Raw genomic sequence first — 17,614 nt, 5'->3', positions numbered from 1 at the left:
CTTTTATCCTTATTTTTAAGTTAAATTATTAAAATCCCAGATTTGGTCCATCCAACCTTCATAGAAGTCTGGTTCGTGACAGACCATAAGAATAGATCCCTTGTATTCTTTAAGAGCGCGTTTGAGTTCATCCTTGGCATCCACATCCAAGTGGTTGGTCGGCTCGTCCAGCACTAAAACGTTGTTTTCACGATTCATCAAGAGACAGAAACGAACCTTGGCTTGTTCTCCACCTGACAAGACCTGAATTTGGCTTTCAATATGCTTGGTTGTCAGACCACAACGGGCAAGGGCTGCACGGACTTCTGCTTGGTTGAGAGCTGGAAAGGCATTCCAGACAGCCTCTAGTGGTGTTTGACGATTGCCACCTTCTACTTCCTGTTCAAAGTAACCGAGTTCTAGGTAGTCACCACGTTCCACTTCCCCAGCGATTGGCGGGATAATTCCCAAGAGACTCTTCAAGAGAGTTGTTTTCCCGATACCATTTGCCCCGATAATAGCAACCTTTTGATTGCGTTCAAAGGTAAGATTTAAAGGCTTAGTGAGAGATCGATCATAACCAATCTGCAAATCCTTGGCTTGGAAGATAAAGCGCCCTGGTGTACGAGCTGGTTTGAAATCAAAGGATGGCTTTGGTTTCTCACTTTGCAACTCGATAATATCCATCTTATCCAATTTCTTCTGACGGGACATGGCCATGTTACGAGTTGCAACACGTGCTTTGTTTCGTGCGACAAAATCTTTAAGGTCGGCAATCTCTTTCTGCTGACGTTCGTAGGCTGCCTCTAGCTGAGATTTCTTCATAGCATAGACTTCTTGGAACTGGTAGTAGTCACCAGAATAACGCGTCAGCTGTTGATTCTCCACATGATAGACAATATTAATCACATCGTTCAGGAATGGAATATCGTGTGAAATAAGGACAAAGGCATTCTCATAGTTTTGGAGATAGCGCTTGAGCCAATCAATATGCTCAGCATCCAGATAATTGGTCGGTTCGTCCAAAAGTAAGATATCGGGCTTTTCAAGGAGGAGTTTAGCCAAAAGCACCTTGGTTCTTTGCCCACCTGACAAAGAGGTTACATCTGTATCCATGCCAAAGTCCATGACACCAAGGGCACGCGCTACTTCATCAATCTTAGCATCCAAGGTGTAGAAATCACGACTCTCCAAACGGTCTTGAAGTTCGCCAACTTCTTCCATGAGATCATCAACATCCGCTCCGTCTTCAGCCATTTCCATATAGAGGTCATTGATACGGGCTTCAGCTTTGAATAGCTCATCAAAGGCCGTACGGAGAACATCGCGTACCGACTGCCCTTCAGCAAGGACGGAGTGCTGATCCAAGTAACCAGCGGTCACATATTTGGACCACTCAACCTTCCCTTCATCTGGCAGCATTTTACCAGTCACAATACTCATAAAGGTTGATTTCCCTTCACCATTTGCACCGACCAGGCCGATATGTTCTCCCTTAAGGAGACGGAAGGACACATCTTCAAAAATTGCACGGTCACCAAAACCATGACTCAGATTTTTAACTTCTAAAATACTCATTTTAATTCCTTATCTTGTTTTTATGTAATCGTTTATAAAGTAGCCAAGCGATATAGCCACCCAAGGTATTGGTCCACAAATCATCAATTTCAAAGACGCGATTAAAATCAAAGAAAAAGTCCAAGACTAACTGCGTACACTCGATTCCAAGACTCACTAGAAAACTAAAAAAGAGCACTTTTCTTGTTTTCCGCAAGTTTGGAAGGAGATAAAGGAGTTGGAACATCAGAGGAAAAAGCAAGAAGACATTGAGGATATTTTGTAGAAAAATCCAACATAATTGTCCTATGTCACTCACTTCACCCAGTTTCCAGAGAGAATTGAAAGGAGTCAAAAGAAAAACCAGGCGTCCAAGATGCTGAATACCTGGAGTTTCCACCCCCACGGGAGAATGTTCTTGAGGAGTAAAGCAAAAGTAAACGATACAAATACTATAGAAAATGACTCCCCAGACCAAAATATGATTATAAGTCTTCTTCATCATTAAGGATTGACTGCTGCAACTGCTTTCTGGCGGTCACGTTTCATTGTATTGGAACGCAATTGTCCACAAGCTGCATCAATATCTGTTCCGTGCTCTTGACGAACCACACAGTTAACCCCTTTTTTCTTAAGCGTATCATAGAAGGCCAGGACGCGCTCTTTAGGACTACGGCTATATTGGTCATGCTCACTAACTGGGTTGTAAGGAATCAAGTTTACATAAGACAATTTCTTGATGTTCTTGAGCAATTCAGCCAATTCCAAGGCTTGTTCTACACCGTCATTAACTTCATTAAGCATGATATATTCAAAAGTCACACGACGATTAGTTGTCTCAATGTAGTACTCAATAGCTGCAAAGAGTTTTTCAATCGGAAAGGCACGGTTAATCTTCATGATGCTTGAGCGCAGTTCATTATTAGGTGCATGAAGGGAAACGGCAAGATTGACCTGAACTCCTTCATTAGCAAAATCACGAATTTTATGGGCCAAACCTGAGGTTGAAACCGTAATGTGACGAGCACCGATGGCCATTCCCTTGTCATCATTGATAGTACGAACGAAATTCAAGACATTGTTGTAGTTATCAAATGGTTCACCGATACCCATGACGACGATATGGCTGACACGTTCGTCCTGACCACGTTCATCAAAGTATTTCTGAACCAGCATGATTTGCGCTACGATTTCCCCATTATTGAGGTCACGTTGTTTCTTAATCAAACCAGAGGCACAGAAGGTACAACCGATATTACAGCCGACCTGAGTGGTCACACAGACAGATAAACCGTAGTGTTGACGCATGAGTACTGTCTCAATCAGCATTCCATCTGGCAATTCAAAAAGATATTTAACTGTCCCATCAGCAGATTCTTGCACGATTCGCTGTTTCAATGGATTAACCACAAACTGGTCATTAAGCTTAGCAATCAAATCCTTGGAAAGGTTGGTCATTTCTTCAAATGACTGGACACGTTTACGGTAGAGCCATTCCCAGATTTGATCTGCACGGAATTTCTTTTCTCCCTGCTCCAAAACCCATTCCTGCATGGTTTGACGTGTTAAACTATAAATTGACGGTTTCATTTCTACTCCTTATTCTCTACTCACTTCTGACGAATGACAAAATGACGTTGCCCCTTGTCCTCTTTCTGAGAATGCTGATCTTTCTGACGACGTCTATTTTTCTTATCTGCATTCGGTTTTCGTTTAGTTTGAGCCGGTTTCTTTCCTTTTCTAGAAGGTGTTTCTTCTTCCTTCTTACGCATTTTCTTGTCAAATGATGCTCGCTTAGGAGCTTCATTTTCTAAGACAAAATAGGCACAACCATAACTACAATACTCTAAAAGGTAGTCTTGTAAACGACTGATTTTTTCAAGTTTTTCTTCTGTTCGGTCATCCTTGTAAAAACCTCGAAGGCGAAGCTGTTCGTTGCTCCAGTCTCCCACGATATAATCAAACTTGGTTAAGACTTCTGAAAAACGCTGATTAAAAGCCGTCACATCAAAGGCATCCTTGATATTTTCCACCAAGGAAAAAGCTATCCCTTCCGTTTCAACCTTGTCCCCGTGTAAATGGAACTCAGGACCAGGAAACTTGTTATAGTTGTATAATTCAGGTGCAATTTCTTTTCGCATAGATATCCTTTTTTCACGATTACTTAATACTTTATTCTACCATAATTTCTAGCAGTTAGCACGTTTCTCATAAAAATGAAAAAAGTCTGACGATTTTGTCAGACCAAAATAATATAACCTTAAAAAGAGAAGAACAATTCTTCCCTCCAACTATTATTATTTAGCAGCTGCGTACAATTCATCTACTTTGTTCCAGTTGATCACTGAGAAGAAAGCTTTGATGTAGTCAGGACGCACGTTGCGGTATTTCACGTAGTAAGCATGTTCCCAAACGTCCAAGCCCAAGATTGGTTTTTTACCTTCTGAGATTGGTGTGTCTTGGTTTGCTGTTGAAGTCACTTCAAGTTTACCTTCTTTGTTGACAACCAACCATGCCCAGCCAGAACCAAAACGAGTTGTTGCTGCTGCAGTGAAGGCTGCTTGGAAGTCTTCAAATGAACCAAATGTTGCATCGATTGCTGCTGCAAGTTCTGCTGAAGGAGCTGTTTTCTCAGGAGTCATCAATTCCCAGAAAAGAGCGTGGTTCAAGTGTCCACCACCATTGTTGATAAGCGCTTGACGGATATCAGCTGGGATAGATTCTACATCAGCAAGCAAGGCTTCAAGGTCTTCACCGATTTCAGGGTGTTTTTCTAGAGCTGCATTGGCATTGTTGACATAAGTTTGATGGTGTTTGTCATGGTGCAAGTGCATTGTTTCCGCATCGATGTATGGTTCCAAAGCGTCGTATGCATATGGAAGATCTGGTAAGATAATAGCCATCTGTAATACCTCTTTTTCTTTCTATATGAAAATGATAACGCAAACATTCACTTTTTTCAAGTTTTTTGCTTATAGATAAGGAAATCACTGAAATACTTTCTAATAATACTCTTCGAAAATTTCTTCAAACTGCGTCAACGTCGCCTTGCCGTAGATATATGTAACTGACTTCGTCAGTCTTATCTACAACCTCAAAGCAGTGCTTTGAGCAACCTGCGGCTAGTTTCCTAGTTTGCTCTTTGATTTTCATTGAGTATAAAATAAGCAAATCAGCAAGAAACCCATGACAAGATAATCTTGACACGGGTTTTAGTTTCAAAAAAATATCAATTTACCTGACAAGCAATCTGTAAGAGTGCCTTTTCAAAAAGGAAACTCTTTTCATAAAGACCTGTTTTAATCTGATAGTCTGTCTCAATCAAATAAGAAATAGCTTGCTTCAAAAAGCTCAAGGAAAGTCCTCTTGAATCTCTCAGCGCAAACTTAATCTGATAGGGATTTGGATTGCGTCCGAGAAAACTTCCTAGACTACTTGCAATCTGAGATTCTGCTTGTCCAGACTCCGCCAAGATTTTCACCTGAGTAAAAGTCCGAAATTGTCCCAGCATAACTGCAATCAGTTTAATTTCATCTTCACCTTGCAAGGTCAAGTCTCTAACCAAATCGCGCGCCTGGTCCATCTTTTTAGTCAGAATAAACTGAGTTAAATCAAAAATATTGTCCTGCAAGGTCTTGGGAATAGCATTGACAATATCCTCTTCCTCGATAACAGAGTCTTCCTTATAGGACTGTAAAAAGAGGAGATTTTTCTGGACTTCGCTAAATTGAAAACCCGACTTGACGAGAAGATTTTCAAAAGAATGATTGGCAAACTGCAGACCTTGTTTCTGGCTCCACTTTTGGAAATACTGGCGCAATTCTTGTTCTTTTGCTTCTACTGCATCAAAGACCTTGGCATCACGCTTAAGTAATTTTACCAGCCGTCTTTTACTATCCAGTTTTCCTTCTGCAAAGATTAACAACTTGGTTGTTGGTGAAGGGTTATCAAGGTATTCCTCAAACGACTTGAGTTCATCATCTGTTAAAAAGCGTTTCTTGGCTGTTGTGATATCGACAAAATGATCCAATATCACGATTTTCTCATCAGCAAAGAAAGGAAGGCTGACCAACTCCAGTTCTACATCTTTGTAAACTACTTCTTTCATATCAAAGTAGGCAAAGTTGAGGTCAGCAGAATCATAACCAATCTGTTTCAATACTTGACTCTTCATAACTTCAAACTGACCCTGGTCTGTCCCTGTAAAAAGGCTCAGGTTCGGTAGATTTGCTAGAGTCAGTTTTTGACTTTCTTCAATGGCTAGCATCTTCTCTCCTTTCTTCTGATTTTTCGATTTAATTTAGTCAATATAGCGCAATTTCCCACGGAAATCTTCTAGGCTTTCGTACCCTTTTTCCGCCATGATTACTTTCAGTTCATTGGTAATGCGGTCAAAAGCACTGACTCCTTCTTTGTGAAGAGTGGTTCCCACCTGCACCATACTTGCTCCACAGAGGATATGTTCAAAGGCATCACGACCAGTCAACACGCCACCTGTTCCGATGATTTGGATTTGAGGGTTTAAGCGTTGATAAAATGCGTGAACATTAGCAAGAGCAGTCGGTTTGATATACTCTCCACCGATGCCACCGAAACCATTTTTAGGACGAATAACGACAGACTCATCTTCTATATAAAGGCCGTTTCCGATAGAGTTAACACAGTTGATAAACTTGAGTGGGTACTTGTTAAAAATAGCTGCCGCTTGGTCAAAATGAACAATATCAAAATATGGTGGCAATTTAATTCCAAGAGGTTTGGTGAAGTAGGCAAATACCTCTGCCAAAATCCGGTCTGTTGTCTCAAAATCATAGGCAATCTGAGGTTTACCTGGAACATTTGGACAGGAGAGATTTAGCTCAGTCAGACCACGAAACTCACTCTCTTGGACTTTTTTCAAGATAGTATGGGTTTCCTCTGGAGACATACCGACTAGAGATAGGAAGAAAGTTCGGTTTGGCTCTTTTTCCTGCAAGTCCAAAAGATAGTCCAAATAATAGTCTAAGCCATTATTCGGCAAGCCCATAGAGTTGATAGAACCAAGGGGAACATCTTGATAGCGTGGCTCAGGATTTCCCTGACGGAAGTCCAAGGTAGCTGTCTTAGTCACAAAAGTTCCTGCCACTGAATTTTTAACGCCCTCTAACTCTGCTATCGTCATACAAGCCACACCTGCTGCATTCATCAAACAATTGTCAAACTCAAAACCAGCAATTTGCGTTTTCGTTGATACCATGATTCTGATCCTCCAGATTCCTTTTATTGCTAATATTATACCACATTTTCAGATTTTCTCTTTAAGAAAGGCATTTATAAGAAAAACGTTCGTTTTTTATCTATTTTCAAAAAATATGAAAAACTAAATTGAGTGAATTTTTAGAAAATTTTTGTTTTTCTCTTTACAGCTAAAAAAAATTCTGCTATAATGACTCACATAATTAAATTAGAATTTAAGGAGAACGATATGACATCTGCTAAAGAATATATCCAAAGCGTGTTTGAAACTGTGAAAGCTCGTAACGGGCACGAGGCTGAATTCCTCCAAGCTGTCGAAGAATTTTTCAACACTTTAGAACCTGTATTTGAAAAACACCCTGAGTATATCGAAGAAAATATCTTGGCACGTATTACTGAGCCAGAGCGCGTGATTTCTTTCCGTGTTCCTTGGGTTGACCGTGATGGAAAAGTTCAAGTAAACCGCGGTTACCGTGTTCAATTCAACTCAGCTGTTGGACCATATAAAGGCGGACTTCGTTTCCACCCAACTGTAAACCAAGGGATTTTGAAATTCCTCGGATTTGAACAAATCTTTAAAAACGTCTTGACTGGACTTCCTATAGGTGGAGGTAAAGGTGGATCAGACTTCGATCCTAAAGGTAAAACAGATGCTGAAGTGATGCGCTTCTGCCAAAGCTTCATGACTGAATTACAAAAACACATCGGACCATCACTTGACGTACCTGCTGGTGATATCGGTGTTGGTGGACGTGAGATTGGTTACCTTTATGGTCAATACAAACGCCTTAACCAATTTGATGCTGGTGTCTTGACTGGTAAACCTCTTGGATTTGGTGGTAGCTTGATTCGTCCAGAAGCAACTGGTTATGGTTTGGTTTACTACACTGAAGAAATGCTTAAAGCTAACGGTAACAGCTTTGCTGGTAAGAAAGTTGTTATTTCAGGTTCTGGTAACGTTGCTCAATACGCTCTTCAAAAAGCGACTGAACTTGGTGCAACTGTTATCTCTGTATCTGACTCAAATGGTTATGTCATCGATGAAAATGGTATCGACTTCGATCTTTTGGTTGACGTTAAAGAAAAACGTCGTGCTCGCTTAACTGAGTATGCTGCTGAAAAAGCAACTGCAACATATCACGAAGGTTCTGTATGGACTTACGCTGGAAACTATGACATTGCGCTTCCATGTGCGACTCAAAACGAAATCAACGGTGAAGCAGCTAAACGTTTGGTTGCTCAAGGCGTTATCTGTGTATCTGAAGGTGCCAACATGCCAAGCGACCTTGATGCCATCAAAGTTTACAAAGAAAATGGAATCTTCTACGGACCTGCTAAAGCAGCCAATGCCGGTGGTGTAGCCGTTTCAGCCCTTGAAATGAGCCAAAACAGTCTTCGCCTCTCATGGACTCGTGAAGAAGTTGATGGACGTCTCAAAGATATCATGACAAACATCTTCAACACAGCTAAAACAACTTCAGAAACATATGGTCTTGATAAAGACTACCTTGCAGGAGCTAACATTGCTGCCTTTGAAAATGTAGCAAATGCTATGATCGCACAAGGTATTGTTTAAGATTCATTTGCTTAATCCTCAATCGCTCCGATTGGGGATTTTTATGTTGAATCCAAAAAACTCACCATTAATAGTGAGTTTTAACATCCGAATTTATTTTACTTTCATTAGGGCAGATGACAAACATTCAACAATCTCATCAACTGCTTCATCTATGTTTATAGTTCCTTCATCATTCAACATCATGGGAATAAGATAAGAAAAACTCAATGCTAAAATATATCGAACAATTCTTTCATTTGACCAATTTAGAATAAGTCCTTTTTCTTTAAATTGATTTAAAACAGGGCTAATTGGTTCTATTATAGATTGAACAATAATATTTCCTAACTGGATAGAAAGATTTTTATCAATAAAAGAACGCCCCAAGAGAATTTTAACATGCATTTGATTCTTCTGAATGAAAAAGAGCCTATCTCGAACAATACTTTTTAAAAAGAAGGGAAAAGTTTCTTGATCTACTGTGAATTTCTTTTCTGAGAAATCCGCAATCACTTCTGGAATAACCTGTTCTAGAAAAGTAGATAAAATGGCTTCTAAAATACCTTCCTTTGTTTTAAAGTAACTAAAAACAGTTCCTTCTGACACTCCAGCGCGTTCGGCAATAAGGCTGGACGTTGTATTCTCAAATCCAATTTCTGAGAATAATTTTAAGCTTGATAATAATACTCGACGTTGTTTCAAGCTCAAGTTGCTAACTTCTAACGTCTGAGCATACTTTTGTTCTAAACTTTCCATCGCTAGCACCTCTCTTCTACTCTCTTACTTTTACGACTTTTTTGCCTCGACTGTGTCCCATTTTCAGACTACGATAGGCTTCTCTAACTGACTTTAGAGAAAAGTCATACACTTGATCAATTTTCAGCTGAACCTTCCCGTCTGAGACCATTTCAGCTAAAATGCTAAAATCATCATATGTGGAATGTCTCGGACCAGTAAACTGAGCACCTTTTATCATAACATAGGGCGAAGGTACTAATGTCCCAATAGCTGTCCCCTTCAAGCCTAAACTAAAAGCCAATCTAACATAATCAGATCCATAACAATCCAAAAATTTTGTAATAGGCGTTGAACTAGCTGATAGAAGAGCCTTCTTGATATTCTCTTCGTAACTTACTGGTATGGCACCTAAAGACTTCAGATACTCTGCATTTTTCTTACTTGCTATTCCAATCACTGTCGCCCCCTTAGCAACTGCATACTGTACTGCAATACTTCCAATACCTCCTGCTGCAGCTGAAATAACAACAGTATCTCTTGAATTTAAACCAATTCTTCTAAAAGCCCCACCCACAGTTAGAGCAGCTACTCCCATAGTAGCTGCGTGAGTCATGTCGATCATCTCTGGTTTCAATACAATTTCTGATTCATTGACACAAATTTCTGTTGCTAAAGCTCCCCTCTTAGTTCCCAAACCAGGATCACTAATCATTGTTCCAAACACCTTATCTCCTACTGAAAACCTAGTTACTTCATTTCCAACTTCTGTAATAACTCCAGAAAAATCTCTCCCCACACCTCTTGGAAATAAAGATGATTTAGATTCAAACCAACGACTTGGTTTCCTTAATTTCGTTATAAAAGATAGAAATCGAAGGGGTTTCGCTCCCTCAAAAGTTTTATAATCAATAGGATTTAAACCAACAGCATGAACTTCTACTCTCACTTGATTTACATCCAAGGCTGTAGAGTCGATCTTCAGCAAATCCAAGACCTCTTCGTTACCGAAACGACTATACTCTATTGCTTCAACAACCATTTTCTTTACTCCTTAATTTCACAAAATTGAGTGAACACTCATTTTTATAAATTATACTCTTAATTTGTAAGAAAATCAATATTATCGTTTGATAACGATTTATAACATGATACAAATATCCATCATTTCGATTTACAAATATGATTCTTTCAATCTAACTCTCCTCACTTTTAAAGATTCCTTTCCATTTTTGCCCCATGGAATAAAAAAATAAAAACCGCTACTCCTAAGAATAGCGGTTTAATCATGTTTTTAAGCTACTAATGTAGTCGCTCTATTATTTAAGAGTAACTGAAGCTCCAGCTTCTTCCAATTTAGCTTTGATTTCTTCAGCTTCTGCAGTTGCAACGCCTTCTTTAACAAGTGCTGGTGCACCGTCAACAAGTTCTTTAGCTTCTTTAAGTCCAAGACCTGTGATTTCACGTACAACTTTGATAACGCCAACTTTTTTGTCGCCTGCAGATGTCAATTCAACGTCGAATGAATCTTTAGCAGCACCAGCGTCAGCAGCACCAGCTGCAGCAACAGCTACAGGAGCAGCTGCAGTTACACCAAATTCTTCTTCGATAGCTTTTACAAGGTCGTTCAATTCAAGGATTGAAGCTTCTTTAATTTCAGCAATAATGTTTTCAATGTTCAATGCCATTGTTATTTCCTCCAAATATGTTTTAAATTTATAATAGATTTTCGTAGCTAGGCTACGCTGCGTAGCTTAAGATTAAGCTGCGTCTTCTTTGTTGTCTGCAACCGCTTTGACTGCAAGAGCAACGTTGCGCACTGGCGCTTGAAGTACAGAAAGGAGCATAGAAAGAAGTCCTTCGCGGTTTGGAAGAGTTGCAAGAGCAAGAATCTCTTCTTTAGATGCGACAGCGCCTTCGATTGCACCACCTTTGATTTCAAGTGCTTCAGCGTTTTTAGAAAAGTCGTTCAAGATTTTCGCTGGTGCGATAACATCTTCGTTAGAAAATGCTACTGCAGATGGTCCAACAAATACAGATGCAAGATCTTCAAGACCAGCTTTTTCAGCTGCACGACGCAAGATTGAGTTTTTAATCACTTTATACTCAACTTCGCTTCCACGAAGCTCACGACGAAGAACTGTATCTTGCTCAACTGTCAAACCACGAGCGTCTACAACGACGATAGATGCAGCAGCTTTCATTTTTTCAGCTACTACGTCAACTAGTTCCGCTTTTTTAGCAATAATTGCTTCACTCATTAGTGTGTTCACCTCCGTTATTATTTTGCTTGGGGAATTTTTCCAAAAGAAAAACGCGCCCAAACCTAGACACGAAAGTACAATACGCTTCTTTTTACATGATACGTTTTGTCCTCGGTAGGATATTTATGAGTCGAGCTCCCCTACTGTCTTAGGCAGTTTTTTTAAACCGTATATAAGTATAGCATAGTCAAAAAAAGAATGCAAGATTTTTGCAAACTTTTTTTAAGATTTTTTCGTGATTTTTCTTTTAAAGTTCTACTGTTAGGACTTGACCTTGCTTAACAACCTGTTCTCCGGCAATATAAACATCATCTACATCACTGGACTTGACAGCATAAACCAGATGGGAAAGCATATTTTCTTGAGGTTGGAGATGAATTTTCCCTTGTGGTTGGATGACCAGAAAATCTGCTTGCTTGCCGACTTCCAAACTTCCTATCTGTTCGTCCATTCCAAGAACCTTAGCACCTTCTATCGTTAGAGCTTTGAGAGCTGTTTCGATAGGGAATTGGCTGGCATCCCCACTTTTCATCTTCTGAAGAAGGGCTGCAGTCCGTCCTTCCTCAAACATATCTAGATTGTTATTGGAGGCAACCGAATCTGTCGCAATTCCCACAGCCACTCCTGCTTTTTGAAGTTGGATGATTGGAGCAATTCCTGATGCCAGTTTGAGGTTACTGATAGGATTGTGGGCAATAGCCACTTGAGAGGATACCAAGCGCTCAATTTCTCGCTCGTTTAATTCTACCCCGTGAGCAAAGACAGACGGATAGTCTAAGTAACCCAGTTCTTCTAGAAAGGCGAGGGGGCGTTTGCCGTATCGTTTCAGGATAATTCCTGACTCCTCCTTGGTCTCCGCTACATGGATATGAATGGGAATATTCAACTCTTTTGCCATATCTAAGCTTTCTGCCAACAAGTCTCTACTACAGCTGTAAGGAGAATGTGGGGCTACCATAACCTTGAAATTCGGATTTTTATATCCAATAATTTCCTCAATGATGGCTCGTGTTCTAGCAATGGTCTCAGCAGTTGTCTCTGCCTCAGAAGAAAAAAGGGTAGGAGAAATAACAACGCATCTTGGAATCTTTCGCTGCCTGATAAATCCGCTCAATATTCACCCCATTGGGATTATACATATCGTTAAAGGTTGTTGTTCCTGACTGGAGCATCTCTATCAGAGTTTCTTTGACCGCCTTGGTAGTCATGTCGGGAGTAAACTCAGCTTCTGCTGGCCAGATATAGTCATTGAGCCATTCATGGAGATTGCTGTCATCTCGGATTCCTCTCAAGCCTGTCATAGCAGAATGGGTGTGGCAATTAACCAAACCCGGCATAATCCAGGCTCCCTGATAGTCTATAATCTGCTCAGCTTGCTCTAAAATCTCTGACTTCTCTTGACCAACATAGACGATTTGAGAATCCTTAACTGCTAAGATTCCATCTAGATAAACATGGAAATCTTGGTCACAAGTCACGATATTTACATGCTGATAGACTTTCATTGTTTTTCTCCTTCTAAGGCCTTGATTTTTTCTAGCTATTGTAACAAAAAAGTCACCCGAAGGCAACTTTTTTTGTCCATAAGATTTCAAAGTAGAAAGGATTATTCAGAGCTAAAAGCTGCAGCTTGCTGCATTTGATAATACTTGCCCTTTCTAGTCATGAGATCCTGATGGTTCCCATACTCAACAATATCACCGTCCACTAAGACTAGAATCATATCCGCATCCTGAATGGTTGACAAGCGGTGGGCAATGATAAAGCTTGTACGCCCCTTCATGAGTTTTGCAAAGGCATCCTGTACTAGCACTTCTGTCCGCGTATCAATGGAAGAAGTCGCCTCGTCTAAGATAAGAATCTTGGGAATAGCTAGAAAAACTCGGGCAATGGTCAAGAGCTGAGCCTGACCGACAGAGAGAGATTCCCCTGCATTTTCCAACTTAGTATCGTATCCCTGAGGCAACTGTTGGATGAAAAAGTCTGCATTGACTGCTTTTGCGGCAGCAATCACCTGCTCCCGACTGGCATCAGGATTTCCAAAGGCAATATTGTCATGAATAGTTCCTTGCTTGAGCCAGGTTTCTTGGAGAACCATCCCAAACTGCTGTCTCAATGATGATCGGGTATAATCATAAATGGATCGCCCATCTAACAAGATATCTCCCGAGTTAATGGGATAAAAACGCATGAGGAGATTGATAAGGGTTGATTTTCCAGCACCTGTCGGACCAACAATAGCCACCTTGCTACCAGCTGGAATATCAATAGATAAATCCTTAATCAAAATCTTTTCAGGATGGTAGCCAAAAGAAACATGTTTAAAGGAAATAGCTCCCTTAACTTGGTCACTAGTCAACTCTTCCTTACCTGTTTCAGCCACCTCAGGACTTTCTAAGACAGCATAAACACGTTCTGCACAAGCGAGAGCACTTTGCAACTCAGCTAGCACTGAAGAAATATCGTTAAAGGGCTTGGTGTACTGTTGAACATAGTTCAAAAAAGTCACTAAGCGTCCAATGGTCAAGGTAGAGCCTATCATGATACGATAAGCTCCCACTCCAGCTAGAAGGGCATAAATAAGCGCATTGACAAAGCGAGTCGAAGGATTGACCGTTGAAGAATAAAAGATAGCTGACTGCGAATAAGCTGCATAGTTGTCATTAGCCTCACGCAGTCTTTGGATAAACTCTTCTTGAGCATTAAAGGACTGGATAATGGTCTGCTGGCTCAACGATTCTTCAATTAATTGTGTCTGAATCCCCCTTGTCTCTGTTTGCTTCTGGAAGAGATGATAGGAGCGTTTGGCAATAAAGCGTGAGATTACCATAGACAGTGGCGTCAACAGCAAGACTAAGAGGGTCATGAGGAGATGGATTTGAAGCATGGCTAGAATACTAACCAAAATCATTAAGACGCCAATGAAAAATTGGTTAAAAATCATAGTCAAGCCAGCCGCCAACTGTTCTATGTCTGTGGTCACCCGACTGACCATTTCCCCACTGCCTTGCCGATCCACAAAAGCAATCGGTAACCGATGGAGCTTATGGATGATTTGCTCTCGCAAGTCTCTGGTATAAGAGAAGATTAGGCGATTATAGAGGAGAGGATTGACCCACTGCACAAGGGTATTTCCTATGACAACCAAGATCATTTGGAGAAAAATCTGCCAAAAAACTGGTGAAGAACCAGCCACCAGGACTTGGTCAATGACCTGCCCAATCAAGATGGGAAGATAAATTGATAAGCCAACCTGGGCAATAGTTCCTAGAAAGGCTAGGAAAAGGAGGAAGGGATGGCTTGCTAAATCTTTTGCCAAACGTTTGAGAGTCTGGTTTGCAGTTTGTCGTCTCATGCTAGCCCTCCTTTCCATGTTGGGATGCATTGATTTCGCGATAGACTTGACTAGTCTTCATCAAGTCCTCGTGCTTGCCGATAGCTAGGAGCTCACCTTTTTCCAAGAGGAGAATCTGGTCAGCCATCTGAAGTGTCGACGTTCTTTGATAAATCAAGATTAAGCTCGTATTTGGCAAATTTTCTCGAATAGCTTTCAAGAGTCTAGACTCGGTAATGGTGTCCAGCGCCGAAGTTGCATCATCTAGGATGAGAAACGGAGTCTGGCGCAAGACTGCTCGAGCGATAGACAGTCTTTGTTTTTGACCACCTGAGAAATTTCGTCCTCCTGCCTCAACTAGAGCATCCAAGAGTTCTTCCTTATCACTAACAAAATCCTTTGCTTGCGCAATTTCCAAGGCCTTCCAAAGTTCTTGGTCAGATAGTTCTTGATGTAAACCTATAGTCAGGTTGGAACGAATGGTTCCTTTAAAGAGCTCGACTTTTTGAGGCACATAGGCAATCCAAGACCGCCACTGCTCCAAATTAAGAGGACTAGATCCATCTCGATAAAGGTCAATGCTTCCCCTATCTGCTGGATAAAGACCAAGTAAGACTTGCACCAAGCTTGATTTACCAGAACCTGTTCCCCCAATGATACCAAGGATTTGCCCTTGCTGCATATCAAAGGAAATGTCTCTCAGAGAAGGCTGGGCCGCATCAGGATAGGTAAAGGTCAATTCTTGGACTTGTAAAACCTGATTACTGGTAGCTTGCTTTTGTTCTAATTCTGAATGGATGTCTTCTGGAGCTTCGGCAAAGACTTCCTCAATTCGCTTAGCTGAGATATAGGACTGGTTGAGAGAATTTATCAGCATGGCTAGCTTGACCAATTCCACCAAAATCTGTAGGAGATAGTTGATAAGGGCAATGAGAGCACCTTGACTGATCAATCCTCCTTGAATTGAAATATATCCCTGCCAGATAATAACGAGGAGAGTTCCATTAACAATCAGATAGGTCAGAGGTGTTAATAAGCTAGACCAGAAACCTGTTTTTTCTTGCAATCTGGCATAAACTTGGTTAAGGGTCTGAAAAATCTGTAACTCTCGTTTTTCTTGTCCAAAAGCCCGAATAACCCGCATCCCTTGTAATTGCTGGCGCGTTTCTTGAACTAGTTGATCTGTTTTCTTTCTGAGACTACTGTAGAGAGGATTAACCAGTTTAGAAAGCCCTACAATAACAATGGTCAAAATGACAACCATGACCAAGAACCAGAAAGTCAGCTCAGCTGAGATGCGATAAGCCATAAAAATGGCACCAAAAACGATAATAGGCGCTCGCAAAAAGAGACGCAGGAATTGATTGATACCAGTCTGAATCTGGTAAGTGTCCGAAGTCAAGCGAGTGACCAAGCTAGAAGTTGTCAAACGGTCTCTGCTGTCCTTAGGCAACGAAAGAATATGACGATAGAAATCATCTGTCAGTCCTTTGGCAAATCCAACCGCAGCCTTAGCTGAGTAGAACTGGGCTATTAAGGCCACTACAACACCAATTACTGCAAAGATAAGGAGCAGGCCAATCTGCATCCAGAGATGACCTTGATTTCTTTGGGGCAAGGATTGGTCAACAATCCCAGCAATCACCATGGGAACCAAGAGCTCAAAAATAGCTTCTAACAGCTTGAATAAGGGAGCTAAAATCGATTCTCTGATGTAGGGTTTAAAGTAAGATAGTAAGTGTTTCATAAATCCCTTCTATTCGTATTCTGGAAATGAAGAAAGTGGGAAGCACCCACCATCTCTGATTTATTTGTTTAAGTAAGGTAATAAATAGCCATATCCTGCTTCTTCCATCTCATCTTTGGCCACAAAACGCAAGGAAGCAGAATTAATACAGTAACGAAGGCCACCTAACTCCCGAGGGCCATCTGTGAAAACATGACCCAAGTGAGCATTGCCTGACCGAGAACGAACTTCAATTCGCTCCATTCCATGACTCATGTCCTTGTAATAGTGAATCAACTCTTTGGAAATCGGACGGCTAAAACTTGGCCAACCACAACCTGAGGCAAACTTATCTTTGGCAAAAAAGAGTGGCTCACCTGTCGTGATGTCTACATAAATTCCCTCTTCAAAGGTTCGGTCATATGCATTGGTAAATGGAGCCTCTGTAGCAGCTTCTTGGGTGACACGGTAGGACTCTTCAGTTAAGCTTTCCTTTAACACTTCTTGACTAGGCTTTTCATAGTTAGAGGCATCAATCAACGGCTTCTCAGCATCGGTCACATCGATATGACAGTAACCTGAAGGATTTTTCTTAAGATAGTCTTGATGATAGTCTTCAGCCAGAATGTAATGACGTAGTTTCTCCACCTCTACTGCAATCTTTTGCCCAATCATGCGCTCCTGCTCCTGCACCACTGTGTAGATAGTTGGCAAGTCTGCTTCATCCTGGTAATATATACCGGTCCGATACTGACGTCCACGGTCATTCCCTTGTTGATTGATGGATAAAGGGTCAATGACACGGAAATAATAAAGTAAAATCTCTCTGAGTGATACTATCTTCTCATCGTAAATCACTTGAACTGTTTCTGCATGGTCTGTTTCCTTGAGCAACTGGTAATTGGTCGTTTCGACTTGACCATTAGCGTAGCCGACACTGGTAGCTAGCACTCCAGAAATGCGGGAAAAATATTCCTCTAAGCCCCAAAAACAACCTCCTGCTAGATAAATTTCTGCCATCTTTATTTCTCCTTTATCAAGTTCTTAACTAACGCTCTTCGAAAATCTCTTCAAACCACGTCAGCTTTATCTACAACCTCAAAGCGGTGCTTTGAGCAACCTGCGGCTAGCTTCCTAGTTTGCTCTTTGATTTTCATTGAGTATAAACTTATTTTCAAAAAAAGGATAGGAAGCCCTCTAGTCAAGAGTTTCCCCATCCTATCATC

The 17,614-nt window shown here is 40.9% G+C and carries 15 protein-coding genes, 1 pseudogene and 1 other annotated feature; of the genes and pseudogenes, 1 reads left to right on the top strand and 15 read right to left on the bottom strand.

The genetic code is table 11. From position 1 onward, the window contains the following. Positions 1-15 precede the first annotated feature (15 nt). The 7 genes from TZ90_RS02720 to TZ90_RS02685 form a co-directional block, all read right to left on the bottom strand. Positions 16-1,557: an ABC-F family ATP-binding cassette domain-containing protein gene (locus TZ90_RS02720; RefSeq protein ID WP_045611325.1), complete on the bottom strand. Its 1,542-nt coding sequence runs from the start codon at positions 1,555-1,557 to the stop codon at positions 16-18. A gap of 1 nt (position 1,558) precedes the next feature. Then, entirely contained in the window at positions 1,559-2,041 is a 483-nt protein-coding gene (locus TZ90_RS02715) for a VanZ family protein (RefSeq protein ID WP_045611324.1), read from the bottom strand. Further along, on the bottom strand, positions 2,041-3,126 hold the full coding sequence (gene rlmN, locus TZ90_RS02710) for a dual-specificity RNA methyltransferase RlmN (RefSeq protein WP_000804760.1): 1,086 nt from the start codon (positions 3,124-3,126) through the stop codon (positions 2,041-2,043). The genes TZ90_RS02715 and rlmN overlap by 1 nt, the downstream gene beginning before the upstream one ends. Positions 3,127-3,146: 20 nt before the next feature. Beyond that, entirely contained in the window at positions 3,147-3,677 is a 531-nt protein-coding gene (locus TZ90_RS02705) for a YutD family protein (protein ID WP_001224345.1), read from the bottom strand. Positions 3,678-3,833: 156 nt separating this feature from the next. Beyond that, positions 3,834-4,439: a superoxide dismutase SodA gene (gene sodA / locus TZ90_RS02700; RefSeq protein WP_020903212.1), complete on the bottom strand. Its 606-nt coding sequence runs from the start codon at positions 4,437-4,439 to the stop codon at positions 3,834-3,836. Positions 4,440-4,765: 326 nt separating this feature from the next. Next, positions 4,766-5,803 carry a DNA polymerase III subunit delta gene (gene holA, locus TZ90_RS02690; RefSeq protein ID WP_045611321.1) on the bottom strand — a complete coding sequence of 346 codons (1,038 nt, stop codon included), beginning with the start codon at positions 5,801-5,803 and terminating at the stop codon, positions 4,766-4,768. Between the two features lie 33 nt (positions 5,804-5,836). Then, positions 5,837-6,772 carry a dihydroorotate oxidase gene (locus TZ90_RS02685; RefSeq protein WP_045611320.1) on the bottom strand — a complete coding sequence of 312 codons (936 nt, stop codon included), beginning with the start codon at positions 6,770-6,772 and terminating at the stop codon, positions 5,837-5,839. Between the two features lie 228 nt (positions 6,773-7,000). Here TZ90_RS02685 and gdhA point away from each other — a divergent pair, with 228 nt between their 5' ends. Beyond that, positions 7,001-8,347 carry an NADP-specific glutamate dehydrogenase gene (gene gdhA / locus TZ90_RS02680; protein ID WP_000199532.1) on the top strand — a complete coding sequence of 449 codons (1,347 nt, stop codon included), beginning with the start codon at positions 7,001-7,003 and terminating at the stop codon, positions 8,345-8,347. 93 nt (positions 8,348-8,440) lie between these two features. Here gdhA and TZ90_RS02675 read toward each other — a convergent pair whose 3' ends face one another. The 8 genes and pseudogenes from TZ90_RS02675 to msrB form a co-directional block, all read right to left on the bottom strand. After that, positions 8,441-9,085 carry a TetR/AcrR family transcriptional regulator gene (locus TZ90_RS02675; RefSeq protein ID WP_045611318.1) on the bottom strand — a complete coding sequence of 215 codons (645 nt, stop codon included), beginning with the start codon at positions 9,083-9,085 and terminating at the stop codon, positions 8,441-8,443. Between the two features lie 16 nt (positions 9,086-9,101). After that, on the bottom strand, positions 9,102-10,106 hold the full coding sequence (locus tag TZ90_RS02670) for an NADP-dependent oxidoreductase (protein ID WP_045611316.1): 1,005 nt from the start codon (positions 10,104-10,106) through the stop codon (positions 9,102-9,104). Positions 10,107-10,383: 277 nt separating this feature from the next. Further along, positions 10,384-10,752, bottom strand: coding sequence for a 50S ribosomal protein L7/L12 (rplL, locus tag TZ90_RS02665; RefSeq protein ID WP_001196965.1), 369 nt, complete (start codon positions 10,750-10,752; stop codon positions 10,384-10,386). Positions 10,753-10,824: 72 nt separating this feature from the next. Beyond that, the gene (gene rplJ / locus TZ90_RS02660) at positions 10,825-11,325 is read right to left on the bottom strand and encodes a 50S ribosomal protein L10 (protein WP_001287277.1); all 501 of its coding nucleotides are present in this window, start codon (positions 11,323-11,325) and stop codon (positions 10,825-10,827) included. A 38-nt stretch (positions 11,326-11,363) separates the two neighbouring features. After that, positions 11,364-11,499: a sequence feature (ribosomal protein L10 leader region), on the bottom strand. Between the two features lie 76 nt (positions 11,500-11,575). Beyond that, positions 11,576-12,833 (bottom strand): annotated as a pseudogene (locus TZ90_RS02655) (TRZ/ATZ family protein). 101 nt (positions 12,834-12,934) lie between these two features. After that, positions 12,935-14,683: an ABC transporter ATP-binding protein gene (locus tag TZ90_RS02650; RefSeq protein ID WP_045611314.1), complete on the bottom strand. Its 1,749-nt coding sequence runs from the start codon at positions 14,681-14,683 to the stop codon at positions 12,935-12,937. Position 14,684: 1 nt separating this feature from the next. Beyond that, complete coding sequence (locus TZ90_RS02645) at positions 14,685-16,409, bottom strand: ABC transporter ATP-binding protein (protein WP_045611313.1); 1,725 nt, start codon at positions 16,407-16,409, stop codon at positions 14,685-14,687. Between the two features lie 60 nt (positions 16,410-16,469). Then, positions 16,470-17,408, bottom strand: coding sequence for a peptide-methionine (R)-S-oxide reductase MsrB (msrB, locus tag TZ90_RS02640; RefSeq protein ID WP_045611312.1), 939 nt, complete (start codon positions 17,406-17,408; stop codon positions 16,470-16,472). Between the last annotated feature and the right edge of the window lie 206 nt (positions 17,409-17,614).

Source organism: Streptococcus mitis, from assembly GCF_000960005.1.
Taxonomy (GTDB): domain Bacteria; phylum Bacillota; class Bacilli; order Lactobacillales; family Streptococcaceae; genus Streptococcus; species Streptococcus mitis_CK.
The sequence above is the reverse complement of the archived record's forward strand: the minus strand, read 5'-3'. Positions and strand labels throughout refer to the sequence as shown.